The following is a 25,178-nucleotide window of genomic DNA, read 5'->3' as shown; positions in this document are numbered from 1 at the left end:
TTTCCCATGTTGCGTGTGAAGTTATGCCAAATAGAGAATAACTTTACTCAAGCGCAGTGCAATGGGCAAAGTCTGGTATACATTTGGTTTAGTTTCCGTGCTGTATCATACCGCCATAATTGCCACAAACCTTATGGTTTTCTGCGTATAATCCGCAGCGCAAATCTTTCACTTACCGGAGGCTATATGGATCCCGATCCCACCCCTCTCCCGAGACGGAGAAACAACCCTTTCCGGTAAGCCTGTCTTTCACTGTCTTACCGGATGCGTAAGACAGTGACGTTCTGACGTCCCTGTTACGATTTTGAGATTGCCATCAGGCAAGGCTTCGCCACGCCTGAAGGATTTACTGCGCCTGTTTATACTGGTGCAGGGGGACTGCCTATGTTCAAAAATATTACTCGCCAGCTATTTGCCCGGTTAAACCGCCATCTACCGCATCGTCTGGTGCATCGCGATCCGCTACCCAATGCGCAAACCGTTGCCAGCACACCGATCCCACCCTCGCTGAGCGAACATTGCCTGAAAATGGCGCTGATGGACGAAGCCGCGCTGTGGAAAACGTTCGGCGCGCACCCAGAAGGGTTGAACGCCGCAGAAGTCGAGAACGCTCGCGAAATCCATGGCGAAAACCAGTTGCCGGCGCAGAAGCCGTCGCCCTGGTGGGTGCATCTGTGGGTCTGCTACCGCAACCCGTTTAATATTCTGCTGACCATCCTTGGTGCGATTTCCTATGCCACCGAGGATCTGTTCGCTGCTGGCGTCATCGCGCTGATGGTCGCCATCTCGACGCTGCTGAATTTTGTGCAGGAGGCGCGTTCCACCAAAGCGGCGGATGCGTTGAAAGCGATGGTCAGCAACACCGCCACGGTGCTGCGCGTTATCAACGAGAAAGGGGAGAACGGTTGGGTTGAACTGCCGATCGATCAGTTGGTTCCTGGCGATATTATCAAACTGGCGGCAGGGGATATGATCCCGGCCGATCTGCGCGTGGTACAGGCTCGTGACCTGTTTGTGGCTCAGGCTTCGCTGACCGGTGAATCGCTGCCGGTAGAGAAAGTTGCAACCAGCCGCGACCCGCAGCAAAGCAACCCGCTGGAATGCGATACCCTGTGCTTTATGGGCACCAATGTGGTGAGCGGCACGGCGCAGGCCATCGTGATTGCGACCGGGGCCAATACCTGGTTCGGGCAACTGGCGGGCCGCGTCAGCGAGCAGGAAAGCGAGCAGAATGCCTTCCAGAAAGGGATCAGCCGTGTCAGCATGCTGCTGATCCGCTTTATGCTGGTGATGGCGCCGATTGTGCTGATCATCAACGGTTATACCAAAGGTGACTGGTGGGAAGCGGCGCTGTTTGCGCTGTCTGTGGCGGTGGGACTGACTCCAGAAATGCTGCCGATGATCGTCACCTCTACGCTGGCGCGTGGGGCGGTGAAGCTGTCAAAACAAAAGGTTATCGTTAAACACCTCGACGCTATCCAGAACTTTGGCGCGATGGATATTCTGTGCACCGATAAAACCGGCACTCTGACACAAGATAAAATAGTGCTGGAGAATCATACTGATATATCTGGAAAGCCCAGCGAACACGTCCTGCATTCTGCGTGGCTGAACAGCCACTACCAGACCGGGCTGAAGAATCTGCTGGATACGGCAGTGCTGGAAGGCGTGGACGAAGAATCCGCACGCCGTCTCTCTACCCGCTGGCAAAAAATCGATGAGATCCCGTTTGATTTCGAACGTCGCCGCATGTCGGTGGTGGTGGCAGAAGAAACCGATGTGCACCAGTTGGTCTGTAAAGGGGCACTACAGGAGATCCTCAGCGTGTGTACCCAGGTGCGCCACAATGGTGAGATTGTTCCGTTAGATGACAACATGCTGCGTCGGGTGAAACGCGTCACGGACACGCTGAACCGCCAGGGGCTGCGCGTGGTGGCGGTGGCGACGAAATACCTGCCAGCGCGTGAAGGTGATTACCAGCGTATTGATGAATCCGATCTGATCCTCGAAGGCTATATCGCGTTCCTCGATCCGCCGAAAGAGACCACCGCACCGGCGCTTAAAGCGCTGAAAGCCAGCGGTATTACGGTGAAAATTCTGACGGGCGATAGCGAGCTGGTGGCGGCGAAAGTGTGTCATGAAGTGGGGCTGGATGCGGGCGATGTGGTTATCGGTAGCAGCATTGAGGGGTTAAGTGACGACGAGCTGGCCCAACTTGCCCAGCGCACCACGCTGTTTGCCCGCCTGACACCAATGCACAAGGAGCGTATTGTCACGCTGCTCAAGCGCGAAGGTCATGTGGTCGGCTTTATGGGGGATGGCATTAACGACGCTCCGGCGCTGCGCGCGGCGGACATTGGTATCTCCGTTGATGGCGCGGTTGATATTGCCCGCGAAGCGGCTGATATCATCCTGCTGGAAAAGAGCCTGATGGTGCTGGAAGAAGGGGTAATCGAAGGACGCCGTACCTTCTCTAACATGCTGAAGTACATCAAAATGACGGCCAGTTCTAACTTCGGTAATGTGTTTAGCGTGCTGGTGGCGAGCGCCTTCTTACCGTTCCTGCCGATGTTGCCGTTGCACTTACTGATTCAGAACCTGCTGTACGATGTATCCCAGGTGGCGATTCCGTTTGATAACGTTGATGAAGAGCAGATCAAAAAGCCGCAGCGCTGGAATCCCGCCGAGTTGGGCCGCTTTATGATCTTCTTTGGACCGATCAGCTCGATCTTTGACATTCTGACTTTCTGCCTGATGTGGTTCGTCTTCCATGCCAATACGCCTGAACATCAGACATTGTTCCAGTCTGGCTGGTTCGTGGTGGGCCTGCTGTCGCAAACGCTGATTGTGCATATGATCCGTACCCGTCGCGTGCCGTTCATCCAAAGCCGCGCCGCATGGCCGCTGATGCTGATGACGCTGGTGGTAATGGTGGTGGGCATTGCATTACCGTTCTCGCCGCTGGCCAGCTATCTGCAATTGCAGGCGCTGCCGCTGAGCTACTTCCCGTGGCTGATTGCGATTCTGGCGGGTTACATGACATTAACCCAGCTTGTGAAAGGTTTTTATAGCCGCCGCTACGGCTGGCAGTAATCTTTTTATTTCTCTGCCGGATGGCGTTCACGAAGCCATTCGGCATTTCTGGATCTGCATAAAAACCATCTCCTATGGAGGTGGTCAGCAACAGGTTTTGGTTTTGCCTGTTCAATTCTTCTAAATTTATTCTGAATTATGGAATTGCTAATGCCCTTCAACAGAAGAGGGTACATTGTAAATGTTAACATCAGAGTATGTTAATTATTTACAGGGAATGATTATGTCAAATTATATATTGGGAAAAGAAGATCCTGAATATATTATAGATGCTGGGAGTGGTGAATGGTGTGGTGCTGGTCACTTTTCTGAACAATTATATCACTATAAATGTTACTTAGAGCAATTGGTCGAGGGTAGCTTTTATTTAAAATATCGTTATCCCGTTGCTCGGGACCATTTATTACATTATCTGCAAAACACTGGTGAAGATGTACATATTAATTTATTCGACCTGATGAGCAAATCAAATCAGTTAAGAGATAATTATGTAAGTGAGTTGAATGAGGCGAAAGTATTTTGTCGAAATTTATCACCAGGGCAGCATTTTTTTACTTCTGAGTCTGTTAGTACAGATGATTTTATTTCCAGCGATCCAGATCTTTTTTATGCTATTGGTGGATATCAATATTGGGGCAAAGGACAGGTATTAATTACTGAAGATAAGTATAAAAATACGATGAGCAATGGTAGTAGATTATGTAGTTATGATTTGACATTTCAGTTTAAGTTTTTTGACAGGTATAACTGGAATGTTACTGTCGCAAATTCTGAGGTTCGTTTAGGTAGTGTTATTCCGGTTAGTGATGATTTCATGGGCAGATTTCATCAGGAATGCCTTGCCAGAGAGTACAATATTTTTGGTACCATTGAATCAGAGGTGAAATGGCATGACTGAGCATCGATGCTCTTTGTTTCTGGGAAGAATTCTCAGTGTTGCTACATTCTGCGCTTTTCTCTATATGATTTATGTTGTTTTGGCTTGTTGGGCTCCCATACGTGAAAGCTATCAACTTCTGGTTGTGCAATGGTGCCGTAATGATGATACCAGTATCCATTATGCGGAAAATATCTCGTGGCATGGCTTATATGTTTACCTGGAAAAATCGGCTGGAAACATTATATTAAGAGAAGTAAATACTCCAATTGATAACTCCTTTCAGCCTTACAGGTATATTTACAACATAATCGGTCATGAGCATGAGCTGCGTTTGGCCAGTGAGAAGTGGGGAGCGATTGAGTGTCAGGCAGGAAATAAAGCTATTATTGGTTCATCCGGTTATCTCTTTTCATGGGGGCCGAACTGATGAAGTTTGCTTTACAACGATGCAGAATAAAAATTATCATGTTAATTGGTATTTTGTTGATTTGCATTTTTTTAATCGATTCAGTCGGTCGTTATAATAAGCTTGTTAGCTTCAAAATTTATAATGGCGTGATATATACTTTAGAGAAGATAGATGATGATAGTATCTACGTTCTCAAGGCTAATGTTTATAGCTCAAAAGCTAATTGGCTATTAGGTCGAGTTTGTTTTTCAAAAAATATAGATTCACAGAAAAAAAGAACAATGAAATTGTATCACTGGAATTTTAAAAAAATTGAGAATAAATCAGTTAGCGTAACGAACAAGGGCAGAGAGCTGAGTTTTCCAGTTAGAGATTGCTTGTGAAAAAACAACGCGTAAGGAACCCTGCCAGAGCAGGGCTCTCTAATAAGACTTAGCGACGAACGGCGATCGCTTCAATCTCGATTTTCACGTCTTTCGGCAGACGGGCAACTTCTACGCAAGAACGCGCCGGGAAGGTCGCGTTGTGCTCGGTGAAGAATGCTTCGTAGGTCGCGTTTACGGTGGCGAAATCGTTCAGGTCTTTAACGAAAACGGTCGTTTTTACGATGTCGCCCACTTTCAGGCCTGCTGCTTCAACGATAGCTTTTACGTTTTCCAGCGACTGACGTGCCTGAGCGGATACGTCTTCCGCTACGGCACCGGTTTTCGGATCGACCGGGATCTGACCGGAAGTGATTACCATGCTACCCAGGTCAACGCCCTGAACGTATGGGCCGATTGCTGCTGGTGCATTTTCCGTCGCGATAGTCTTGCTCATGATTTCTCCTGAATTTACAGCGGTAGTAGAATGTTCCCGCCCATTATACACGTCATCCTTCACACTGCCTCTTCGTTGGCTACGTCCTCTTACCCTGGTCACATAGTTTACTATGCTCCCAGTGATAATCGGACTTGCCGCCTCGATGCATTGCGAATGCTTATGTGTAACGGGAGCCGGGATCTCATAACCAACCCCCAATTAGTTGGCCAGCACCACATAATGCGAAAACTCTTTTTCACAGTATTTGCATTTGAGTGCGATGTCATCGGCACGTTTTTTCACTGCAAAACTGGAAGAAACCGGCTCAGCATGACTGATGCAGTTGCTGTTCGGGCAAACCAGCACGTTATCGATACGCTCAGGCAGGCTCGGACGTGATTTACCCACCACGTCGTAATCGTCAATGCGGTTTACCGTTGCCTGCGGGGCGTACAGGGAGAGCTGGTTTACCTGCTCGTCGGTCAGGAACGTGTTTTCGATTTTAATCAGATCCTTACGGCCCATCTCGCCAGACGGCAGGTTCAGACCGATGGTGATACGTTGGTCGGTTTCCGTCAGTTTGAACAGCGTCAGCAGCTTAAAACCAACCTGTGCGGGAATGTGGTCAATCACGGTGCCACGTTTGATGGCTTCAACCTGCAGTTTGTTATCGTGTGTCATCTCTTTTTCTCCCTTACAGTGCCAGTTCGCTATTCAGTACCAATGCCAGTAACGCCTGGCGGGCGAAGATGCCGTTGCCAGCCTGCTGGAAATACCAGGCGTGCGGCGTCTTATCGACGTCGGTGGTGATTTCATCGATGCGCGGCAGCGGATGTAGCACCTTCATGTTTGCTCTGGCGCCGTTCAAATCGCTGGCGCGCAGGACAAACTGTGCTTTCACGTTGGCGTATTCGGACGGGTCCAGACGCTCTTTTTGTACGCGGGTCATGTAGAGGATATCGACCTCCGCCATCACCTCTTCGATAGTGCCGTGCAGGCTCCAGGCGATACCTTTTTCGTTCAACATATCCAGAATGTATTGCGGCATGGCCAGTGCGTCCGGGGCGATGAAGTAGAAACGGTTACCTTCGAACTTCGCCAGCGCCTGGGTCAGGGAGTGGACGGTACGGCCATATTTCAGGTCACCCACCATGGCGATGTGGAGATTGTCCAGGCGACCCTGCGTTTCCTGAATGGTAAACAGGTCCAGCAGCGTTTGGGTGGGATGTTGGTTGGAGCCGTCGCCTGCGTTCAGTACCGGAACGTTACCGGAGAACTCTGTAGCCAGACGTGCGGCGCCTTCCTGCGGATGACGCATGACGATGGCGTCGACATAGGTGCTGATGACGGAAATGGTATCGGCCAGGGTTTCGCCTTTTTTGCCCAGCGACGTGTTGCTGCTGTCAGAAAAACCCACCACGCTGGCGCCCAGGCGGTGCATGGAGGTTTCAAAGGATAAACGGGTGCGGGTTGACGCTTCAAAGAAGCAACTGGCGATAACCTTATGCTTTAACAGCTCCGGCTGTGGGTTAGCTTTTAATTTCGCCGCCGTCGCGAGGACCAGATTGAGGTCATCGCGGCTGAGGTCGTTTATGGAAATGATGTGTTTTTGATAGAGCGGGTTAGCCATGTTTATCTCCTGACGCCTGGGCAAAAAAAAAGCCCCTCAATTGAGGGGCTCGGAATGGGTGATCAACGGAAAGAAAAACGGCAGGCCAGCGTCCTTTTTCAGACGCGGTAAGACAAAATGTCGTACACACTGAACCATACATCCTCCCGGCAAATTGTCCGCGATTATACTCAGCTCCGTTATGGGATCAAGCGGAAAATGCACAATTTATTCACCGCAAACGGTTCTTATGAATTTTAATTCATTTTAAATAGATAGTTAATCTGCTTGTGCACCAGCCCCGTTCGCTGCACAACGCGCGGCGCAACCCAGACAATACTGCTACCAGCGATGACACCCAGAATCTCTGGTAACGCGTGGTAATCGAGGATTCTGGCAACGGCACGGCCATAACCTGCCGCCGTGTGGATGAGGATAAATTCGCTATTGTGCTCCACGCTGACCACCATTTCAGCAATCGATCGGGCAGCATCAGGAGCGGGTCGCGATTGCGGATTTACAGAATAAATTTTTTGCCCTTTCGTATTTCTTATTTTTATAGCCCCGAGCAGTTTCAGCAGACGGGATACCGTTGACTGACTAATTCCGGTAAAACCATGGTGCTGGAGATCGCGGCGAAGCGCTTCCTGAGAAAGGTAGCTTTTTTCGCTAATCAGGCGCTGACAAATCGCCAATTGTTTCTGCTCTTTGGTCGAGTAATCATCGAATTCCTTCATAAATACACCCTAAGTTTATCATTTGTATCAATGTGATGGCGAAATTCACCACATTTGCAGTATCAATAACGGCTCAAACGGGCGGTTGCGCAGAAAAACGAGAGTGCGCTCAAAAAAGCCGTCGGGATCCGACGGCTAAAAGGGCTACAACATCGCGCCGATACTCAGGACGGCCATGTTCAGTAACGTCAAAATGAGCAGGAGCGGGGCGACCCATTTCAGGTAGCGCACGTAAGGAACACGGGCGATGGCTAACCCACCCATCACGACGGCTGAGGTGGGTGTAATCAGATTCACAATGCCGGAAGCGGATTGATACGCGGTGACGACCAGATCCCTGGGGACATGCGCGAAGTCGGCCAGCGGGGCCATAATGGGCATCGTGAGCACCGCCAGGCCAGACGAGGAAGGGACCAGGAAGGAGAGCAATACTTCCAGCCAGTAGGTTACATTGATGAAAATGGTGGTGGACAGACCGGAGACTAAATTTTCGGCGCTGTGCAAAATAGTGTGGGTGATCATGCCGTTGTCCATCACCACCACGATACCGCGTGCAATGCCGATAATTAGCGCCACGCCAAGCAGATCCCGCGCACCGTCAATGAAGGTACTGGTGAAGGCTTCTTCACTCATGCGGGCAATCACGCCGACGATAATGGCAGAAGCCAGAAAGACTGCGGATATTTCTGCCATCCACCATCCGAGTACCGCGACGCCATAAATCATTACCGCAAAGGCGGCGGCGAATATCAGCAGGATCCACTTACGCGTGGCCGTGAATTCAAGATTGGTATTGCCGCGATTGCCGAGAAAATGCGCACGGTTTTCCTCCATTTTATCCGCCACAATCGACAACTCCGGGTGATTGCGGACTTTGCGCGCATAACGCATGACCCACACCACACAGATAACATAGCCGACGACCAGCAGCAGAATGCGCATCAGCATTCCCTGGGTGAAGGGGATCCCGGCGGCGTTAGCCGCGATAACCGTTGCGAAAGGGTTGATTGTCGAGCCGAGTGTGCCAATGCCCGCGCCGAGCAGAACGGTGGCGGCGGCAACCAACGGATCAAAGCGTGCGGCCATCATGACCGGAACCAGCAATGTGTAAAAAGGGAGTGATTCCTCCGCCATCCCGTAAATCGTACCTCCGGCGGCGAAAAGTCCCATCAGAATGGGGATCATCCACTCCTCTTTACCGTTCAACCTGACCGTCACGCGCTCGATACCTGCGTCGATGGCGCCTGTTTTGTTTACTACGCCGAGAAACCCACCAATAATCAGGACAAACAACGCCACATCAATTGCGCCTGCGGTATAGGTTTCGTGGTTGTAAAGACCGTCAATCGGGGCCAGCAGTACAGCGGTAAAACCTTGCGGGTGCGCCTCTGTGGGGGCATAAGTACCGGCAACTGGCACTTCTTTGCCCAGAGTAGCATTCATCGCCATCTGGTATTTCCCTGCCGGGACTATCCAGGTCATAACCGCGACGAGTGCAATGAGAATAAACAGGATGGTATATGCGCTGGGAAATTTGAATTTACCCATGATGTTCTCCGGATAGCTTGGGCATATGCCGTCAGGCGACATACACCCGCTGGGGTTAGTCGCCGAGGGTCGCTACCATTACCGCTTTAATGGTATGCATCCGGTTCTCTGCTTCGTCGAAGACGATGGAATGAGCTGACTCAAAAACCTCTTCCGTGACTTCAAGCCCTTTCAGGCCGTAGGCCATTTCGATTTCACGTCCAACCTTTGTGTGCTCGTTATGGAAGGCGGGCAGACAGTGCATAAATTTCACATTGGAGTTACCGGTTGCGTTGATGACCCGCTGGTTAATTTGATAGGGCGTCATCAGGCTAACGCGTTCTGCCCAGGCTTCTTTGGGTTCGCCCATAGAGACCCAGACATCGGTGTAGAGGAAATCGACGTCGTATACACCTTCCTCAACATCCTCTGTGAGCGTAATGCGTGCGCCAGTCACGCTGGCAATTTCACGGCATTCGGCAACCAGTGCCTCGTCAGGCCAGAAGGATTTAGGTGCGACCAGCCGAATATCCATCCCCATTTTCGCCGCGCCGACCATCAGCGAATTACCCATGTTATTGCGGGCGTCACCGAGATAAGCGAAACTCAGTTCCGGCAAGGTTTTACCCGGCGCGTGTTCCAGCATGGTCATCAGATCCGCGAGGATCTGGGTGGGGTGAAATTCATTTGTCAGTCCATTCCAAACAGGAACTCCGGCAAATTGCCCCAGTTCCTCCACAATGTCCTGGCCGTATCCGCGATATTCAATGCCGTCGTACATGCGGCCTAGCACGCGGGCAGTATCTTTCATTGATTCTTTATGGCCGATCTGCGATCCGCTTGGGCCGAGATAGGTCACCTGCGCGCCTTGATCGAAAGCGCCGACTTCAAAGGCACAGCGGGTACGGGTTGAGGTTTTTTCGAAGATCAGCGCGATATTTTTACCGACCAGCGTCTGTCTTTCGCGCCCGGCCTTTTTTGCCGTTTTTAACTCGATAGCCAGATCGATCAGGTACTGGATTTCCGTCGGGGTGTAGTCCAGCAGTTTGAGAAAATTGCGATTTTTCAGGTTAACAGTCATGAAAATGTCCTTATGTAGGCCGGATAAGGCGAAGCCGTCATCCGGCAAAAAAAGTCCTACGCGTTAGCGTCGGTGGTTTCGAGACGAATTAGCGTGCCTTTGTCGCCGGCGAGAATGGCCGAACCGTCGGCCAGTGAACCGATGCCAGCAATCCCACGACAGTGAGAGACGAATTCCGCGCAGGCGGTGACTTTGGGGCCCATTGAACCGGCGTCGAATTGCATTTCACCGAGCAGTTCCGGGGTGACCTGGGACAGCGGGCGCTGGGTAGGTTTGCCCCAGTCGAGGTACACGGCATCTGCATCGGTGAGGATCAGCAACGCATCGGCATGGAGTTGGCGGGCGAGTAGGGCGGCGGAGAGATCCTTATCGATCACCGCTTCAATGCCGTGGTAGCCATCGGCTTTTTCCACCACCGGTACGCCGCCTCCGCCGTTGCAAATCACCAGATGATCGCGGGAGATCAATGTGCGAATGGCATCACTTTCAACGATACGTTTGGGTTGTGGAGAGGGCACAACGCGGCGGAACGCTTTGCCGTCGGCTTTGAAAATCCAGCCCTTTTCCGCGTGTAGCGTTTTAGCCTGAGCGTCGTCGTAAATCGGTCCGATATATTTGGTCGGATTGCTGAAGGCTGGATCGTGGGCATCGACTTCAACCTGAGTCAGCAGCACACTAATTTCACGCTGTGGAAGCTGGTTTTTCAGCGCCTGTTGCAGCATATAGCCAATCATTCCCTGACTTTCCGCGCCGAGAATGTCGAGCGGATAGGGGGTGACGCTGGCATACGCACTGTTTTGCAACGCCAAAAGTCCAACCTGCGGGCCATTGCCGTGCACCAGAATCACGCGCCATTGCTGTGTGAGCTGAGCGATAGTTTTTGCCGCCAGCTCAATGTTCTTGCGCTGGATGTCAGCTTCCAGCGGCTCGCCGCGTTTGAGCAGCGCATTGCCGCCCAACGCCACAACCAGAGTAGGTTTGTTTTCCATGACTTTTCCTTAAATACCGTCGCGTTCCAGTGGGCAGCTCATGCAGCGTGCGCCGCCGCGTCCACGTCCAAGTTCGTCGCCAGGAATGGGTAAAACGGTGATGCCTGCTTTGTCGTATTTCTCGTTGGTCCAGATGTTGCGCTCGTAGCCCACGACCACACCGGGGCGTAGCGTCAGGACGTTGTTGGCGTCATTCCACTGTTCGCGTTCAGCTTCGAAGGCGTCGCCTCCGGTGGTTATCAGCGTGATTTGGTCAAGGCCCAGCGCTTTTTCGAGGGCATGTACCAGAGTACTTTCCTGGGTGCGTTTCAAGCCGCCGCGCCCGTCTGGCGTCAGGGTCCAGCACTGGACATCCGGGCGTACCACTTCCGGGTAGACGGAGAAGGTATCGATATCAATGTGGGTCATGACGGTATCGAGGTGCATACAGGAGCGATGTTTCGGCAGTTCAACCGCGATGACGCGTTCAGCCTGGCGATGCTTAAACAGCGACTGGGCAAGGAATTCAATGCCCTGCGGCGTGGTGCGTTCCGACATACCGATGAGTACCGCGCCGCGACCAATGACCAGCACATCTCCACCTTCTAATGTGGCGTGGTCGTAATTAATATTTTCATCGCCGAAATATTTAATAAATTCACCATCAGCAAATTGAGGGTGCCAACGGTAGATCGCCCGCAGGTTATTGGTTTCTCTTTGCCGCGCGGTTTTTGCCATTGGGTTAATTGACACACCGTTATATATCCAGCATGAGGTGTCGCGGGTAAATAAGTGGTTTGGTAATGGCTTCATAATAAAGTCATTAATATCGTGAGTATCGACCACCATATTTTTGATTGAGGCAGGAATTTCTCCGTAGGTTAGCCCACCGCTTAAATGCCGGGCGAGTTCCCGATGCTGCATATCTGCAAGCCAGGCACGAATATCCGTGGCGAAAGCGGGGCCAAGGCGATAATCAGAGATTTGTGTCTCCAGCAACCAGTCTTTGGCATCTTGGACATCTAAGGTTTGTGTCAATAAATCAGTGAGTAACAGAACCTCAATCCCTTGCTGACGTAACGTGTTGGCGAAAATGTCATGCTCTTCTCCTGCACGTTCTACCGAAAGAACATCATCAAAAAGCAGTTCCTGGCAATTTGATGGCGTCAGCCTTTTTAAGCTGAGATTAGGGCGATGTAGCATTACGCTACGTAATTGACCGATTTCAGACCCGACATAATGCTTTTCCATCATTATTCCTTTAATACGATTTTAAAAAATAAAGAGGATGTGCCTGCAAATAATATTTATTGCAGTCATGACTTTTCAGCTGATTTCAGAATCTATATTTAGATCTTATTTGATGAGGAAACGTGATTTATTTCACAGTCAGGTCGATATTTGACTTTTGATGTTTAATTTATGATATGGCTCGGAGAATTAATAAAATAAAAATATGAATAATTGAATTACTACGCGGGAATATGTCTTGTTATTTATCGGTGTTAATTTTATGTACACTTTTAGCGTGCTGTAATATAATTAATGCATTGATTTATTTGTGCTTTTTTCTGTGTTGTGAATTATTATGCGAATATATGATTTTATTATTTGCGCGGTAAAGTTCATTTCAAAATAAATATGACGATGAAGAAGGATAGCGAAGGAGAGGTGAACTGTGATCGATAGCTGGTTTTTCTAATAAAACTTTTAATAACAGTTGGTTACTGATCTGGTTGAAAAAGGGTGGCCGAAAGTTATGCAAAGTTTATGCATAACCTGTTGCTGAGAGTTAGCAATTATTTAACACCATCAGCGATAAACATGCGTTGACGCAAAATATCGGCAAATAGCAGTAGTATGGCAGGCCGTTTTTTCGTATAACAACTAAAATGAAACGTTGTTTTAATTAAGGGGTTTGAGATGATTGTTGGCAATATTCACAACCTGGATGCCTGGCTGCCGGAAGAGCTGCGTCAGGCAATTGAACACATTAAAGCGCATGTGACGGATGCGACGGAAAAAGGTAAGCACGACATTGACGGCGATCGCCTGTTTTATCTGATTGCCGAAGATATGACGGAGCCGTTTGCACAGCGCCGCGCCGAATATCACGCTCGCTATCTGGATATTCAGATCCTGCTCAAAGGCCAGGAAGGAATGACCTTCAGCACGCAGCCTGCAGGCGCGCCGGAAACTGACTGGCTGGCGGATAAAGATATCGCCTTCCTGCCGGAAGGGGTACAGGAGAAGACGGTGGTGCTGAACGAAGGTGATTTCGTGGTGTTCTATCCGGGTGAAGTGCATAAACCGCTGTGCGCGGTCGGTGCTCCAGCGCTGGTACGCAAAGCCGTGGTGAAAATGCAAGTGGCATAAGCGTATTTGCCGGGGGCGGCTTCGCCTTGCCCGGCCTACGAGAGCGCCGTTGTAGGCCGGATAAGATGCTTAGCATCGCCATCCGGCATTCTTTTGATCCATGCCCTCACTTCGCCAGCGTCGCCACCATCACCGCTTTGATGGTGTGCATCCGGTTTTCCGCCTGATCAAATACGATGCTGGCGGGTGATTCAAAGACCTCATCGGTCACTTCCATACCGCCGTGCAGACCATATTCCTGTGCCATTTGTTTGCCAAGCGTGGTTTGATCGTCATGAAATGCGGGCAGGCAGTGCAGGAATTTCACCTGTGGATTGCCGGTCAACGCCATCATCGTGCTATTAACCTGGTACTTACGCAGCAGCGCAATACGTTCGGCCCACTTCTCTTTTGCTTCGCCCATTGATACCCAGACGTCGGTATAGATAAAGTCCGCACCTTTCACGCCCGCGGCGACATCTTCGGTCAGCGTAATATTGCCACCGTTTTTCTGTGCCAGCGCTTTGCACTCTGCAACCAGACTTTCCTCTGGCCAGCAGGCCTGCGGTGCGACCAGGCGCAGATCCAGCCCGGTTAACGCAGCGGCTTCCAGCATGGAATTGCCCATATTGTTGCGGGCATCACCGGTGTAGACCAGCGTCATCTCATTAAACGCTTTACCCGGCAGGTGTTCCTGCATAGTTAACAGATCCGCCAGCAGCTGGGTGGGATGAAACTCGTTGGTTAATCCGTTCCACACCGGAACTCCGGCATATTCCGCCAGCGTCTCGACAATCTCCTGGCCGTGGCCCCGATACTGAATACCGTCGTACATGCGGCCGAGCACGCGGGCGGTGTCTTTGATCGACTCTTTATGGCCAATCTGGCTGCCGCTTGGCCCGAGATACGTCACGCGAGCACCCTGGTCGTATGCGGCAACTTCGAAAGAGCAACGGGTTCGGGTTGAGTCTTTTTCGAAGATGAGCGCGATGTTTTTACCGGTGAGCTTTGCGACTTCAGTGCCGTTTTTCTTATCTGCCTTTAGCTGCGCGGCGAGCTGGAGCAGTGACGTGAGTTCAGCAGAGGTGAAATCAAGCAGTTTCAAAAAATGTTTATGATAAAACGCAGACATGGTTCCCTCACATGGCTTAGGCTATTTATTGAATTAAAATTCAATTTATATGTATGTTTATTCATTTGCAACCTTGTTTAACAAATCTTTCCTGGAAAGGTGGAGGCAATGACAGCGGTATGTGACAATAAGAGTATCGGCAGGACATTATGAGGAACGAGCCATGGCAAACCCGGAACTACTGGAAGAACAGCGTGAAGAAACGCGCTTGATTATTGAAGAGTTACTCGAAGATGGCAGCGATCCAGACGCGCTGTACACCATTGAGCATCACCTTTCCGCGGATGACTTCGAAACCCTGGAAAAAGCGGCAGTAGAAGCCTTCAAGCTGGGTTATGAAGTGACCGAGCCGGAAGAGCTGGAAGTGGAAGAAGGCGACACGGTTATTTGCTGTGACATTTTGAGCGAATGTGCACTGAATGCGGAGTTGATCGATGCTCAGGTTGAGCAACTGATGAACCTGGCTGAAAAATATGATGTGGAATACGACGGTTGGGGCACCTATTTTGAAGACCCGAACGGCGAAGAAGGTGAAGACGGCGACGATGAAGATCTCGTCGACGAAGATGATGACGGCGTGCGTCACTAAGTCATCTACTGACCTGCGGTAGCCCAGGCTGCCGCAGGCCAAGGACAATGTATGGATTACCTGCAAATACTCTCCCCGATCCACAATTTCCTGCACTGTAAAACGCCCCAGGCCTGGCTTGATAAAGCGCGAGACCCGGCTAATCTGCCTCTGTTATTGACCGACCACCTCGTCTGTGAGCTGAAAGCAGCGCAAACGGCGATGCTGCTGGTGCGTAAGTATGTCGCAGATAAACAGGGATCTCAGGCGCTGCTGGACTGGCTGAAACCCTATGAAGCGTTTGCTTTCAGAGAAGGGGATGAGCCGGATTTTATCGCGCTGAATAAACAGATATGCAAAAGCGTGATGCCGCAAACCGACGACCCGTGGGGACGCAAGCTTATCGACAGCATGGTTTTGCTGATCAAGGAAGAACTGCATCATTTCTGGCAGGTGCGTGAGGCGATGATGAGTCGCAACATTCCCTATATTAAGATTACCGCCAGCCGTTACGCCAAAGGCATGCTCAAAGAGGTGCGCACCCACGAGCCGCTGACATTAATCGATAAACTGATTTGCGGGGCTTACATTGAGGCGCGTTCCTGTGAACGGTTCGCCGCGCTCGCACCGTATCTGGATAACGATTTGCAGGCGTTTTATCTGTCGCTGCTGCGATCCGAGGCGCGGCACTATCAGGATTACCTGGCGCTGGCGCAGCAGGTTTCAACCGATGATATCAGTAGCCGGGTGCAGTTTTTTGGCGAAGTAGAAGCCGCGTTGATCACCTCTCCTGACGATGAATTCCGCTTTCACAGCGGTGTGCCAGCTTAGTTCCTTTCTTTGACGCGCGGTGCCCATCGCCGCGCGGTTTAATCCTTCCTGTTTCTGTTAGCAAAATCTGGTGGCTGGAAATAGCTCGCTGCTGCCGTAATAATCAAAACATCGAAGGGGAAATATATCCCTGTAACAGAGACGATTTGGCATAAGGATGGTTAATGAACTGGGCACACGTTTTGTTGGCAGGTTATATCGGGGCGGTGATTGCTATCGTCGTCGGCATGTTTCGCAAAAAAGGCTGGCTGGGCAAGGTCTCCGGCGCGGTGGTCTTTGTGGTGGCGATTATCGCGTGGAATCTGTTTGATGTGCACTACCTGATCCCACGCGAAAGCCCGGATTATGGTCTGACGGATGCGCAGAAATTTGAAAACGCGATGCTGTCCATGCCCGTTTATCAGGTGCTTAAGGAGCAGGAGCCAGCTCTGTGGCAGAACATCCTCACCCAGGCAACGCAGCTGAAAGAGGCGGGGAAAAGCGAGCAACAGATTATCGACGCTATTCAGCCGCAGATCCTACAGGTACAGATGGCGCGTTTGCAGCAGGCGCCTGATGCCAACGTGATCGAGTATATGAAGATTAATCTCGAGCAGATTGCCGCGGTGGCAAAAGTGGGTAATGACGAATGTTTTCGCTTTTTGTTCCCGGCTGTGAAAGGCGGGATTAACCCGGTGCGTATTATTCCGCGCGAGCTCATGAACCGTCGTATGGCCAGCGACATGAGTATGATGCACGCGGCCTATGGCCCGAACAAACATACGGTTACGGCGGAAGAAAAACAGTTGGCGCTTCAGGATCTGCAATCCATCAGTCCGGGGCTGGTACAGCGCTTTGGACCGGATATCCAAATCATGGCCGATCCGAGTAAAGGCGTGGGCAAAGAGAAAGTCGTCTGTGAAATGGTGCAAGATTTATGGTCACAGGTGCTGAAGCTGCCAACCGCTCGTGCGGCTGGCGTTATTCGACTGATGCTCTCAGCCGAGATGCAGTAACGCGGTTAAAGCCTCTCGGCGTAAGGTTAGAGGGGCTTTAACATTCGCACTTCACAATCTACGTGCCCGGTACAGCCCAGCGCTTCGCTGATATGCTCAAAGCCTAAATGCTCATACAGGCGGATTGCCTCAGTCAGAAACGCCGTGGTCTCAAGATAGCACTGCTTGAAACCTTGCTCACGGGCATGTTCAAGCGCCATCAGCGCCAGTTTTTTCGCCAGCCCCTGACCGCGCGCGCTCGACAGGAAGTACATCTTTTGCAGCTCGCAAATGTCTGGTTCACTACATCCTAACGGTGCAACACCACCGCCGCCCACGACTTCACCGTTTTGCTCAACCACCCAGTAGGCCGCGCCCGGCTGGCTGTAAACCTGGAACAATTCGTCCAGATTAGGGTCGGCAACGGTGTAGCCTTTATCGGCGGTCAGGCCGTATTCAGCGGAAACTTTGCGGATAACGCGGGCAATTGCGGCGTTATCATCGGCAGAAATTCGGCGCAGCGTTGCCGCGACGGAGGTAATGGCACTCATAGCGAACTCATGACATAAAAGTGAGACATATGCAGTTAATACCACTGCGGTGAGGGGAAGCGCAAGCGAGGATAATTCAATAAAAAGCCTCTGAGCATATGCGTCAGAGGCTTTTATTGTCTGCGGCGTCGGATGCGCAACACTTATCCGACCTACGTTGACGGTGCCCGTAGGCCGGATAAGCGCAAGCGCCATCCGGCAAACGTACAGGCACGATGATTACAGCGCGGCGATAACTGCCTGCTGCTCAATCAGCTTCGCTTTCGCTTCTGCGTAACCGTCCAGCTTCTCACGCTCTTTGGCGATGACCGCTTCCGGTGCGCGGGCAACGAAACCTTCGTTGGACAGTTTGCCTTCGATACGGGCAATCTCACCTTCGATTTTCGCCACTTCTTTCGCCAGACGCGCCAGCTCATCTTCTTTGTTGATGAGGCCAGCCATCGGGATCAGCAACTCGGCGCCGTCGATGATTTTGGTCACGGAGACCGGACCTTTGTCATCGGCTGGCAGCACGGTGATGCTTTCCAGACGCGCCAGGTTAAGCAGGAAGCTCTTGTTGTCGTTTACACGACGCATCGCATCCGCGCTGCAACCACGCAGCAGCAGCTCCAGCGGTTTGCCCGGGGCAATGTTCATTTCCGCGCGAATATTACGTACGGCAACGATCGCCTGCTTCAGCCATTCGGTATCGGCCAGCGCCGCTTCATCTACCTGAGCCGCGTTATATTCCGGGAACGGCTGCAGCATGATGGTATCTGCGGTGTTGCCACAAATCACCTTCACACGCTGCCAGATGGTTTCGGTGATGAACGGAATGATCGGGTGCGCCAGGCGCAGCAGACCTTCCAGCACGGTCACCAGCGTATTGCGGGTGCCGCGCAGTTCAGCATCAGTTCCTCCGGTCATTACCGGCTTGGTCAGCTCCAGATACCAGTCGCAGAACTGGTTCCAGGTGAACTCGTACAGGATGCCCGCAGCGATATCGAAGCGGAAGTTATCCAGCGCTTCGCGGTACGCTTTGATGGTCTGGTTGAATTCAGCGAGGATCCAGCGGTCTGCCAGTGACAGGGTCATTTCGCCGCCGTTAAAGCCGCAATCATTTCCTTCAGTGTTCATCAGCACGAAGCGGCTGGCGTTCCACAGCTTGTTACAGAAGTTACGGTAACCTTCCAGACGCTTCATGTCCCAGTTGATATCGCGGCCGGTCGAAGCCAGCGCCGCCAGGGTAAAGCGCAGGGCGTCGGTGCCGTGCGGCTCAATACCGTTCGGGAACTGCTTCTCGGTACGTTTGGCAATCTTCTCAGCCAACTGCGGCTGCATCATGTTGCCGGTGCGTTTCTCCAGCAGCTCCGGCAGTGAGATACCGTCGACCATATCCAGCGGGTCGATAACGTTGCCCTTGGATTTGGACATCTTCTGGCCTTCGTCGTCGCGAATCAGACCGGTCATGTAGACGGTATGGAACGGAACCTGCGGCTTGCCGTTTTCATCTTTGATGAAGTGCATGGTCATCATGATCATGCGGGCAATCCAGAAGAAGATAATGTCGAAGCCGGAGACCATCACGCTGGTTGGGTGGAACTGACGCAGCGCGTCGGTGTTTTCCGGCCAGCCGAGCGTGGAGAAGGTCCACAGCGCGGAGGAGAACCAGGTATCCAGAACGTCTTCGTCCTGACGCAGCGCAACGTCGGCGCCGAGGTTGTTTTCCTGACGCACTTCGTCTTCGGTACGGCCAACATATACGTTGCCGTCGTTGTCATACCATGCCGGGATACGGTGACCCCACCACAACTGACGGGAAATACACCAGTCCTGAATATCGCGCATCCAGGAGAAGTACATGTTTTCGTACTGCTTCGGTACGAACTGAATGTCGCCGTTTTCAACCGCTTCAACCGCCGGTTTCGCCAGCACGTCGGCACGGACGTACCACTGGTCGGTCAGCATCGGTTCGATAACTACGCCGCCACGGTCGCCGTAAGGTACGGTCAGGTCGTGCGGTTTAATTTCTTCCAGCAGGCCCATCGCATCAATGGCAGCGACGATCGCTTTACGCGCGGCAAAGCGTTCCAGCTTCTGGAACTCAGCCGGGATGGCGTTGGAGTAAACGTCAGACTCTTCGCCTTTGGTGTCATATACTTCCGCGGTTTCACGGATGTCACCGTCAAAGGTCAGAATGTTGATCATCGGCAGGCCGTGACGTTTCCCGACTTCGTAGTCGTTAAAGTCGTGTGCCGGGGTGATCTTCACGCAGCCGGTGCCTTTTTCCATATCGGCATGTTCGTCGCCGACGATCGGAATACGGCGGTCAACCAGCGGCAGAATAACGAATTTGCCGATCAGATCTTTATAGCGCGGATCTTCCGGGTTCACGGCCACGCCGGTGTCGCCCAGAATGGTTTCCGGACGGGTAGTCGCCACGACCAGGTAATCTTTACCGTCTGCGGTTTTCGCGCCGTCGGCCAGCGGATAGCGGATGTGCCACATCGAGCCTTTAGACTCGCGGTTTTCCACTTCCAGGTCAGAGATGGCGGTGCGCAGTTTCGGGTCCCAGTTTACCAGGCGCTTGCCACGGTAAATCAGGTCTTCTTTGTACAGGCGAACGAAGACTTCTTTCACGGCATTGGAAAGGCCTTCGTCCATGGTGAAGCGCTCGCGCTCCCAGTCAACGGAGTTGCCGAGACGGCGCATCTGACGGGTAATGGTGCCGCCGGATTCCGCTTTCCACTGCCAAATTTTATCGATAAACGCTTCGCGACCGTAGTCGTGACGGGTTTTACCTTCTTCAGCGGCAATCTTACGCTCAACCACCATCTGGGTAGCGATACCCGCGTGGTCGGTACCAGCCTGCCACAGGGTGTTTTTACCCTGCATGCGCTGGTAGCGAATCATGGTATCCATGATGGTTTGCTGGAAAGCATGACCCATATGCAAACTGCCGGTGACGTTCGGCGGCGGGATCATGATGCAGAAGGACTCTTTGCTTTCATCGCCGTTAGGTTTGAAATAGCCCTGCTTTTCCCAGTGCTCGTAAAGCGGCTGTTCGATATCTTGTGGGTTGTATGTCTTTTCCATTATTTCCAGGTTGCCGTATTCAGGTTAAAACCAGCCACGCGGTAAGCTTTGTAGCGATCGCGTGCCGATTGTTTCAAAGAATCTTCGTAAGGAACGAAGTCTATCACTTCTGTGAAAGCGGTGGCAAAATCTGCAAAGCCAACGCGCAAACTGATGAGCAGGTCGCGCGGGCTGCTATTGCGTTTCTCCGGCCAGGCAATTTCTACCGGCGCGCCGCCTCTGGGGCCTTCGCCCGCCAGATTATGCGGAACAAAGCTTTCTGCCGGTCTTGCCCACAGGGCTTCATCCAGTCGAAGAGCCTGCTTTTCGTTTTCACAGGCGATAAGCACGCGCTTGCCAGCCCGCCAACGTTCTGCGGCAATTTCACACACCAGTTGCTCGACGGCGCTTAAACCATCTTGTTGTGTGTCGTTGTCCAGAAGATAGAACGTCGCATTCTTCATATATGGGGCTTCTTGTGGTGGATTTAAATGCAAAGCCGGGTGGCGCTACGCTTACCCGGCCTACGGTTGAGTGACGTTGTAGGCCGGGTAAGGCGAAGCCGCCACCCGGCGTTTTACATCACTCTTCGCCGTTAAAACCCGCGCGATTGAGCAGGAACTGCGACAGTAACGCGACCGGACGACCGGTTGCACCTTTGGCCTTACCGGAACGCCATGCGGTACCGGCGATATCCAGGTGCGCCCAGTTGTACTTACGGGTAAAGCGTGACAGGAAGCAGCCCGCGGTAATGGCGCCGCCAGGGCGTCCGCCGATGTTCGCCATATCCGCAAAGTTAGACTCTAACTGCTCCTGGTATTCATCACCCAGCGGCAAACGCCACGCGCGGTCGCCAGCCTGCTCGGACGCACCGATCAGCTCATGCGCCAGCGGGTTGTGGTTCGACATCAGGCCGGTGATGTGATGGCCCAGCGCAATCACGCACGCGCCGGTCAGGGTCGCAACGTCAATCACCGCCTCCGGCTCAAAGCGCTCGACGTAGGTTAACACGTCGCACAGCACCAGACGGCCTTCGGCGTCGGTATTGAGCACTTCAACGGTCTGACCAGACATGGTGGTCAGCACGTCGCCTGGGCGATACGCGCGGCCACCCGGCATATTTTCGCAGCCCGCCAGTACGCCGACGACGTTGATGGGCAACTGAAGCTCGGCAACCATGCGCATTACGCCGTACACAGCCGCCGCGCCGCACATGTCGTACTTCATCTCATCCATGCCTTCGGCTGGTTTGATGGAGATACCGCCGGAGTCGAAGGTTAACCCTTTACCGACCAGCACAATCGGACGCGCGTCTTCGGACGGATTGCCTTTGTACTCGATGACTGACATCAGCGACTCGTTCTGCGAACCGTGACCGACGGCGAGATAAGAGTGCATACCCAGCTCTTTCATCTGCTGCTCGCCGATCACGCGGGTCACAACATTTTTGCTGTAGCTGTCTGCCAGCTGACGCGCCTGAGAGGCCAGATAAGCTGCGTTACAGATGTTCGGCGGCATGTTGCCGAGATCTTTCGCCGCTTTAATGCCAGCGGCGATTGCCAGACCGTGTTGGATCGCACGCTCACCGCTGGTCAGCTCGCGGCGGGTCGGCACGTTGAAGACCATTTTACGCAGCGGGCGACGCGGCTCGCTTTTGTTGGTCTTCAACTGGTCAAAGCTGTACAGCGTTTCCTGTGCCGTCTCAACGGCCTGGCGCACTTTCCAGTAGTTATTGCGCCCTTTGACGTGCAGCTCAGTCAGAAAGCAGACGGCTTCCATTGAGCCAGTATCATTCAGGGTATTGATGGTTTTCTGAATGACCTGCTTGTACTGGCGCTCATCAAGTTCGCGCTCTTTGCCACAACCAATAAGGAGAATTCGCTCAGACAGAACGTTAGGAACATGGTGCAGCAACAGGGTTTGACCCGGTTTGCCTTCCAGTTCGCCACGACGCAGCAGTGCGCTGATGTACCCGTCGCTGATCTTGTCGAGCTGCTCTGCAATCGGAGAGAGGCGGCGTGGTTCAAAGACACCCACGACGATGCACGCACTCCGCTGTTTCTCCGGGCTACCGCTTTTTACACTGAACTCCATGCACTACGCTCCTGAATCTTAAAGACAACAGCGGTGGCTACGGATAGAATTGCAAGCTTTCGTAACTCATACCCGCTGTTGCGGTGACTTCGTGTTAATCTTAACGTTATTACGGCATTGGCACGTCAGAACAATTTCTGAGAGGTGGATCCGTTGAGTATAATGATCTTAGCGACGATTTCGACGACTCAAGAGAATAAATGACGTTTAAGCCATGAAACAAGCTAAATTCCGGCAAAAGACGGGTTTTTACGGGCGTATTTAAAGTGATAATCATAAGATATCTGGTTCGGGAAACGCTCAAAAGCCAACTTGCGATCCTATTCATCCTGCTTTTGATCTTCTTTTGTCAAAAGTTGGTCAGGATCCTTGGTGCGGCTGTTGACGGTGATATCCCGGCAAATCTGGTGCTCTCGCTGCTGGGGCTGGGCGTGCCAGAAATGGCGCAACTTATCTTGCCCTTAAGCCTGTTCCTCGGGCTGCTGATGACGCTGGGCAAACTGTATACCGAAAGTGAAATTACGGTCATGCATGCCTGTGGGCTGAGCAAGGCTGTGCTTGTTAAAGCGGCGATGGTGCTGGCGTTGTTTACCAGTATTATTGCGGCGGTCAACGTGATGTGGGCCGGACCGTGGTCCTCCAGACATCAGGACGAAGTCCTGGCGGAGGCGAAAGCGAACCCCGGTATGGCGGCGCTTGCTCAGGGGCAATTCCAGCAGGCGACCAACGGCAGTTCGGTGCTGTTTATCGAAAGCGTTGACGGCAGCAACTTCAAAGACGTGTTCCTCGCGCAAATCCGCCCGAAAGGCAACGCTCGTCCTTCGGTCGTCGTAGCCGATTCCGGACATCTTACCCAGATGCGTGATGGCTCTCAGGTTGTGACGCTAAACCAGGGGACGCGCTTTGAAGGTACCGCGCTGCTGCGCGATTTCCGCATTACCGACTTCCAGGATTATCAGGCGATTATCGGCCATCAGGCCGTGGCGCTGGATCCAAACGATACCGAACAGATGACTATGCGTACGCTGCTGGCGACCGACACCGATCGTGCCCGCGCGGAGCTGACATGGCGTATCACGTTAGTATTCACCGTATTTATGATGGCGCTGATGGTTGTACCGCTGAGCGTGGTAAACCCGCGTCAGGGTCGCGTGCTGTCGATGCTGCCAGCAATGCTGCTCTATTTGCTGTTCTTCCTGGTTCAGACATCGCTGAAGTCGAACGGTGGCAAAGGTAAGCTGGATCCGGTGTTCTGGATGTGGGTGGTTAACCTGGCTTATCTGGCGCTGGCGATTGTGCTTAACCTCTGGGATACGGTGCCGATGCGCCGCTTGCGTGCCCGTTTTATGCGTAAAGGAGCGGTATAATGCAGCCTTTTGGTGTACTTGACCGCTATATCGGTAAAACCATTTTCACCACCATCATGATGACGCTGTTCATGCTGGTGTCGCTCTCCGGGATCATCAAGTTCGTTGACCAGCTGAAAAAAGCCGGGCAGGGGAGCTACGATGCGATGGGCGCCGGGCTGTATACCCTGCTCAGTGCGCCGAAAGATATCCAGATCTTCTTCCCGATGGCGGCGCTGCTGGGGGCATTGCTGGGGCTGGGCATGCTGGCCCAGCGCAGTGAACTGGTGGTGATGCAGGCTTCTGGCTTTACCCGTATGCAGGTGGCGTTGTCGGTGATGAAAACCGCGATTCCGCTGGTGCTGCTGACGATGGCCATTGGCGAATGGGTCGCACCGCAGGGTGAACAGATGGCGCGTAACTACCGTGCGCAGCAGATGTACGGCGGCTCGCTGCTCTCTACCCAGCAGGGTTTGTGGGCGAAAGACGGTGACAGCTTTGTCTACATCGAGCGGGTGAAAGGCGAGGCCGAGCTGGGCGGGATTAGCATCTACTCGTTTAACGACAAGCGCCGTCTGCAGTCTGTACGCTACGCTGCGAGCGCGACGTTTGACCCGGAGCAGAAGGTTTGGCGTTTGTCGCAGGTGGATGAATCCAACCTGACCGATCCGAAACAAATCACCGGCTCGCAGACGGTGAGCGGCACCTGGAAAACCAATCTGACGCCCGACAAGCTCGGCGTCGTGGCGTTGGATCCTGACGCGCTGTCGATTAGCGGACTGCATAACTACGTGAAGTACCTGAAGTCGAGCGGCCAGGATGCCGGACGCTACCAGCTCAATATGTGGAGCAAAGTCTTCCAACCTCTGTCAGTGGCGGTCATGATGCTGATGGCGTTGTCGTTTATCTTTGGTCCGCTGCGTAGCGTCCCGATGGGTGTGCGTGTGGTGACGGGGATTAGCTTCGGTTTTGTGTTCTATGTGCTGGACCAAATCTTTGGCCCGCTGACGCTGGTGTACGGCATTCCGCCGATTATCGGTGCGCTGCTGCCAAGCGCCAGCTTCTTCCTGATAAGCCTGTGGCTGATGCTGCGTAAATCGTAATCATAGTAATCGTAGGCCTGATGGCGTTGCGCTTTTCAGGCCTACTCCGGGCCCGTAGGCCGGAT

Annotated in this window: 27 protein-coding genes; 12 read left to right on the top strand and 15 right to left on the bottom strand. The window is 52.5% G+C overall.

All coding sequences use genetic code 11. The annotated features are described in order from the left end of the window. The first annotated feature begins 6 nt into the window (after positions 1-6). The 4 genes from mgtL (at position 7) to SK33_RS20785 (ending at position 4,400) form a co-directional block, all read left to right on the top strand. Positions 7-240, top strand: a complete 234-nt coding sequence (gene mgtL / locus SK33_RS26810) for a mgtA regulatory leader peptide MgtL (RefSeq protein WP_099975506.1) — start codon at positions 7-9, stop codon at positions 238-240. 144 nt (positions 241-384) lie between these two features. After that, on the top strand, positions 385-3,093 hold the full coding sequence (mgtA, locus tag SK33_RS20795; protein WP_048219843.1) for a magnesium-translocating P-type ATPase: 2,709 nt from the start codon (positions 385-387) through the stop codon (positions 3,091-3,093). A gap of 223 nt (positions 3,094-3,316) precedes the next feature. After that, a complete protein-coding gene (locus SK33_RS20790; protein ID WP_226999266.1) occupies positions 3,317-3,991 on the top strand; it encodes a hypothetical protein in 675 nt (224 codons plus the stop codon). Then, positions 3,984-4,400, top strand: coding sequence for a hypothetical protein (locus SK33_RS20785; protein WP_048219841.1), 417 nt, complete (start codon positions 3,984-3,986; stop codon positions 4,398-4,400). Before SK33_RS20790 ends, SK33_RS20785 begins: the two co-directional genes overlap by 8 nt. Positions 4,401-4,814: 414 nt before the next feature. Here the strand turns inward: SK33_RS20785 and ridA are convergent, their stop codons facing one another. From ridA to pyrL, 4 genes are all read right to left on the bottom strand, one after another. Next, positions 4,815-5,201 (bottom strand): 2-iminobutanoate/2-iminopropanoate deaminase, encoded by a 387-nt coding sequence (gene ridA, locus SK33_RS20780; RefSeq protein WP_000047544.1) that lies wholly within the window; start codon positions 5,199-5,201, stop codon positions 4,815-4,817. A gap of 201 nt (positions 5,202-5,402) precedes the next feature. Further along, on the bottom strand, positions 5,403-5,864 hold the full coding sequence (pyrI, locus tag SK33_RS20775) for an aspartate carbamoyltransferase regulatory subunit (RefSeq protein WP_003025816.1): 462 nt from the start codon (positions 5,862-5,864) through the stop codon (positions 5,403-5,405). A 13-nt stretch (positions 5,865-5,877) separates the two neighbouring features. Then, positions 5,878-6,813: an aspartate carbamoyltransferase gene (pyrB, locus tag SK33_RS20770; protein ID WP_003025818.1), complete on the bottom strand. Its 936-nt coding sequence runs from the start codon at positions 6,811-6,813 to the stop codon at positions 5,878-5,880. 36 nt (positions 6,814-6,849) lie between these two features. After that, positions 6,850-6,951: a pyr operon leader peptide gene (gene pyrL, locus SK33_RS20760; RefSeq protein ID WP_003025819.1), complete on the bottom strand. Its 102-nt coding sequence runs from the start codon at positions 6,949-6,951 to the stop codon at positions 6,850-6,852. On the opposite strand from pyrL, the gene SK33_RS20755 reads away from it, so the two are divergent. Beyond that, positions 6,931-7,053 (top strand): hypothetical protein, encoded by a 123-nt coding sequence (locus tag SK33_RS20755; RefSeq protein ID WP_085951582.1) that lies wholly within the window; start codon positions 6,931-6,933, stop codon positions 7,051-7,053. The two genes, pyrL and SK33_RS20755, sit on opposite strands and share 21 nt — an antisense overlap. On the opposite strand, the gene SK33_RS20750 is transcribed toward SK33_RS20755, so the two are convergent. The 5 genes from SK33_RS20750 to arcA form a co-directional block, all read right to left on the bottom strand. Then, positions 7,050-7,529: an arginine repressor gene (locus SK33_RS20750; RefSeq protein WP_003839609.1), complete on the bottom strand. Its 480-nt coding sequence runs from the start codon at positions 7,527-7,529 to the stop codon at positions 7,050-7,052. The two genes, SK33_RS20755 and SK33_RS20750, sit on opposite strands and share 4 nt — an antisense overlap. A gap of 144 nt (positions 7,530-7,673) precedes the next feature. Then, positions 7,674-9,077, bottom strand: coding sequence for a YfcC family protein (locus SK33_RS20745; protein WP_048219839.1), 1,404 nt, complete (start codon positions 9,075-9,077; stop codon positions 7,674-7,676). Between the two features lie 55 nt (positions 9,078-9,132). Beyond that, positions 9,133-10,137 (bottom strand): ornithine carbamoyltransferase, encoded by a 1,005-nt coding sequence (gene argF / locus SK33_RS20740; protein ID WP_048219837.1) that lies wholly within the window; start codon positions 10,135-10,137, stop codon positions 9,133-9,135. Between the two features lie 56 nt (positions 10,138-10,193). Beyond that, positions 10,194-11,126: a carbamate kinase gene (arcC, locus tag SK33_RS20735; RefSeq protein WP_003844902.1), complete on the bottom strand. Its 933-nt coding sequence runs from the start codon at positions 11,124-11,126 to the stop codon at positions 10,194-10,196. A gap of 9 nt (positions 11,127-11,135) precedes the next feature. Then, complete coding sequence (gene arcA, locus SK33_RS20730; RefSeq protein WP_003025834.1) at positions 11,136-12,356, bottom strand: arginine deiminase; 1,221 nt, start codon at positions 12,354-12,356, stop codon at positions 11,136-11,138. 672 nt (positions 12,357-13,028) lie between these two features. Between arcA and SK33_RS20725 the strand changes: the two genes are divergently transcribed. Further along, positions 13,029-13,481: a YhcH/YjgK/YiaL family protein gene (locus SK33_RS20725; RefSeq protein ID WP_003839618.1), complete on the top strand. Its 453-nt coding sequence runs from the start codon at positions 13,029-13,031 to the stop codon at positions 13,479-13,481. Between the two features lie 106 nt (positions 13,482-13,587). On the opposite strand, the gene argF (SK33_RS20720) is transcribed toward SK33_RS20725, so the two are convergent. Both argF (SK33_RS20720) and argL read right to left on the bottom strand, forming a co-directional pair. Further along, positions 13,588-14,592 carry an ornithine carbamoyltransferase gene (argF, locus tag SK33_RS20720; RefSeq protein ID WP_003844898.1) on the bottom strand — a complete coding sequence of 335 codons (1,005 nt, stop codon included), beginning with the start codon at positions 14,590-14,592 and terminating at the stop codon, positions 13,588-13,590. After that, positions 14,562-14,657, bottom strand: coding sequence for a putative translational regulatory protein ArgL (gene argL, locus SK33_RS26805; RefSeq protein WP_407056789.1), 96 nt, complete (start codon positions 14,655-14,657; stop codon positions 14,562-14,564). The genes argF (SK33_RS20720) and argL overlap by 31 nt, the downstream gene beginning before the upstream one ends. Positions 14,658-14,755: 98 nt before the next feature. Here argL and rraB point away from each other — a divergent pair, with 98 nt between their 5' ends. From rraB to SK33_RS20705, 3 genes are all read left to right on the top strand, one after another. Continuing rightward, complete coding sequence (rraB, locus tag SK33_RS20715) at positions 14,756-15,181, top strand: ribonuclease E inhibitor RraB (protein WP_003025845.1); 426 nt, start codon at positions 14,756-14,758, stop codon at positions 15,179-15,181. A 51-nt stretch (positions 15,182-15,232) separates the two neighbouring features. After that, entirely contained in the window at positions 15,233-15,991 is a 759-nt protein-coding gene (gene miaE / locus SK33_RS20710; protein ID WP_048219834.1) for a tRNA isopentenyl-2-thiomethyl-A-37 hydroxylase MiaE, read from the top strand. A gap of 164 nt (positions 15,992-16,155) precedes the next feature. Further along, the gene (locus SK33_RS20705; protein ID WP_048219833.1) at positions 16,156-16,986 is read left to right on the top strand and encodes a hypothetical protein; all 831 of its coding nucleotides are present in this window, start codon (positions 16,156-16,158) and stop codon (positions 16,984-16,986) included. A gap of 26 nt (positions 16,987-17,012) precedes the next feature. Here SK33_RS20705 and SK33_RS20700 read toward each other — a convergent pair whose 3' ends face one another. From SK33_RS20700 to pepA, 4 genes are all read right to left on the bottom strand, one after another. After that, entirely contained in the window at positions 17,013-17,516 is a 504-nt protein-coding gene (locus SK33_RS20700; RefSeq protein WP_003025856.1) for a GNAT family N-acetyltransferase, read from the bottom strand. A 219-nt stretch (positions 17,517-17,735) separates the two neighbouring features. Next, complete coding sequence (locus tag SK33_RS20695) at positions 17,736-20,591, bottom strand: valine--tRNA ligase (RefSeq protein ID WP_048219831.1); 2,856 nt, start codon at positions 20,589-20,591, stop codon at positions 17,736-17,738. Then, positions 20,591-21,034 (bottom strand): DNA polymerase III subunit chi, encoded by a 444-nt coding sequence (gene holC / locus SK33_RS20690; RefSeq protein ID WP_003025862.1) that lies wholly within the window; start codon positions 21,032-21,034, stop codon positions 20,591-20,593. Before holC ends, SK33_RS20695 begins: the two co-directional genes overlap by 1 nt. A gap of 118 nt (positions 21,035-21,152) precedes the next feature. Next, complete coding sequence (pepA, locus tag SK33_RS20685; protein WP_003025870.1) at positions 21,153-22,664, bottom strand: leucyl aminopeptidase; 1,512 nt, start codon at positions 22,662-22,664, stop codon at positions 21,153-21,155. Positions 22,665-22,817: 153 nt separating this feature from the next. On the opposite strand from pepA, the gene SK33_RS20680 reads away from it, so the two are divergent. The 3 genes from SK33_RS20680 (at position 22,818) to lptG (ending at position 25,113) form a co-directional block, all read left to right on the top strand. Continuing rightward, positions 22,818-22,868: a hypothetical protein gene (locus SK33_RS20680; protein WP_212723231.1), complete on the top strand. Its 51-nt coding sequence runs from the start codon at positions 22,818-22,820 to the stop codon at positions 22,866-22,868. Positions 22,869-22,930: 62 nt separating this feature from the next. Further along, positions 22,931-24,031: an LPS export ABC transporter permease LptF gene (lptF, locus tag SK33_RS20675; RefSeq protein ID WP_032948416.1), complete on the top strand. Its 1,101-nt coding sequence runs from the start codon at positions 22,931-22,933 to the stop codon at positions 24,029-24,031. After that, on the top strand, positions 24,031-25,113 hold the full coding sequence (gene lptG / locus SK33_RS20670; RefSeq protein WP_003025875.1) for an LPS export ABC transporter permease LptG: 1,083 nt from the start codon (positions 24,031-24,033) through the stop codon (positions 25,111-25,113). The genes lptF and lptG overlap by 1 nt, the downstream gene beginning before the upstream one ends. Positions 25,114-25,178: the final 65 nt, after the last annotated feature.

The sequence above is a fragment of the Citrobacter sp. MGH103 genome (assembly GCF_001034475.2).
Taxonomy (GTDB): Bacteria; Pseudomonadota; Gammaproteobacteria; order Enterobacterales; family Enterobacteriaceae; genus Citrobacter; species Citrobacter freundii.
This window is presented reverse-complemented; position numbering and strand designations above follow the sequence as displayed.

Excerpts from the sequence above, each read along its gene's own strand:
- mgtL (WP_099975506.1), top strand. The coding sequence starts at position 7 with ATGTTGCGTGTGAAGTTATGCCAAATAGAGAATAACTTTACTCAAGCG.
- mgtA (WP_048219843.1), top strand. The coding sequence starts at position 385 with ATGTTCAAAAATATTACTCGCCAGCTATTTGCCCGGTTAAACCGCCAT.
- SK33_RS20790 (WP_226999266.1), top strand. The coding sequence starts at position 3,317 with ATGTCAAATTATATATTGGGAAAAGAAGATCCTGAATATATTATAGAT.
- SK33_RS20785 (WP_048219841.1), top strand. The coding sequence starts at position 3,984 with ATGACTGAGCATCGATGCTCTTTGTTTCTGGGAAGAATTCTCAGTGTT.
- ridA (WP_000047544.1), bottom strand. The coding sequence starts at position 5,201 with ATGAGCAAGACTATCGCGACGGAAAATGCACCAGCAGCAATCGGCCCA.
- pyrI (WP_003025816.1), bottom strand. The coding sequence starts at position 5,864 with ATGACACACGATAACAAACTGCAGGTTGAAGCCATCAAACGTGGCACC.
- pyrB (WP_003025818.1), bottom strand. The coding sequence starts at position 6,813 with ATGGCTAACCCGCTCTATCAAAAACACATCATTTCCATAAACGACCTC.
- SK33_RS20755 (WP_085951582.1), top strand. The coding sequence starts at position 6,931 with ATGTCGTACACACTGAACCATACATCCTCCCGGCAAATTGTCCGCGAT.
- pyrL (WP_003025819.1), bottom strand. The coding sequence starts at position 6,951 with ATGGTTCAGTGTGTACGACATTTTGTCTTACCGCGTCTGAAAAAGGAC.
- SK33_RS20750 (WP_003839609.1), bottom strand. The coding sequence starts at position 7,529 with ATGAAGGAATTCGATGATTACTCGACCAAAGAGCAGAAACAATTGGCG.
- SK33_RS20745 (WP_048219839.1), bottom strand. The coding sequence starts at position 9,077 with ATGGGTAAATTCAAATTTCCCAGCGCATATACCATCCTGTTTATTCTC.
- argF (WP_048219837.1), bottom strand. The coding sequence starts at position 10,137 with ATGACTGTTAACCTGAAAAATCGCAATTTTCTCAAACTGCTGGACTAC.
- arcC (WP_003844902.1), bottom strand. The coding sequence starts at position 11,126 with ATGGAAAACAAACCTACTCTGGTTGTGGCGTTGGGCGGCAATGCGCTG.
- arcA (WP_003025834.1), bottom strand. The coding sequence starts at position 12,356 with ATGGAAAAGCATTATGTCGGGTCTGAAATCGGTCAATTACGTAGCGTA.
- SK33_RS20725 (WP_003839618.1), top strand. The coding sequence starts at position 13,029 with ATGATTGTTGGCAATATTCACAACCTGGATGCCTGGCTGCCGGAAGAG.
- argF (WP_003844898.1), bottom strand. The coding sequence starts at position 14,592 with ATGTCTGCGTTTTATCATAAACATTTTTTGAAACTGCTTGATTTCACC.
- argL (WP_407056789.1), bottom strand. The coding sequence starts at position 14,657 with ATGAATAAACATACATATAAATTGAATTTTAATTCAATAAATAGCCTA.
- rraB (WP_003025845.1), top strand. The coding sequence starts at position 14,756 with ATGGCAAACCCGGAACTACTGGAAGAACAGCGTGAAGAAACGCGCTTG.
- miaE (WP_048219834.1), top strand. The coding sequence starts at position 15,233 with ATGGATTACCTGCAAATACTCTCCCCGATCCACAATTTCCTGCACTGT.
- SK33_RS20705 (WP_048219833.1), top strand. The coding sequence starts at position 16,156 with ATGAACTGGGCACACGTTTTGTTGGCAGGTTATATCGGGGCGGTGATT.
- SK33_RS20700 (WP_003025856.1), bottom strand. The coding sequence starts at position 17,516 with ATGAGTGCCATTACCTCCGTCGCGGCAACGCTGCGCCGAATTTCTGCC.
- SK33_RS20695 (WP_048219831.1), bottom strand. The coding sequence starts at position 20,591 with ATGGAAAAGACATACAACCCACAAGATATCGAACAGCCGCTTTACGAG.
- holC (WP_003025862.1), bottom strand. The coding sequence starts at position 21,034 with ATGAAGAATGCGACGTTCTATCTTCTGGACAACGACACACAACAAGAT.
- pepA (WP_003025870.1), bottom strand. The coding sequence starts at position 22,664 with ATGGAGTTCAGTGTAAAAAGCGGTAGCCCGGAGAAACAGCGGAGTGCG.
- lptG (WP_003025875.1), top strand. The coding sequence starts at position 24,031 with ATGCAGCCTTTTGGTGTACTTGACCGCTATATCGGTAAAACCATTTTC.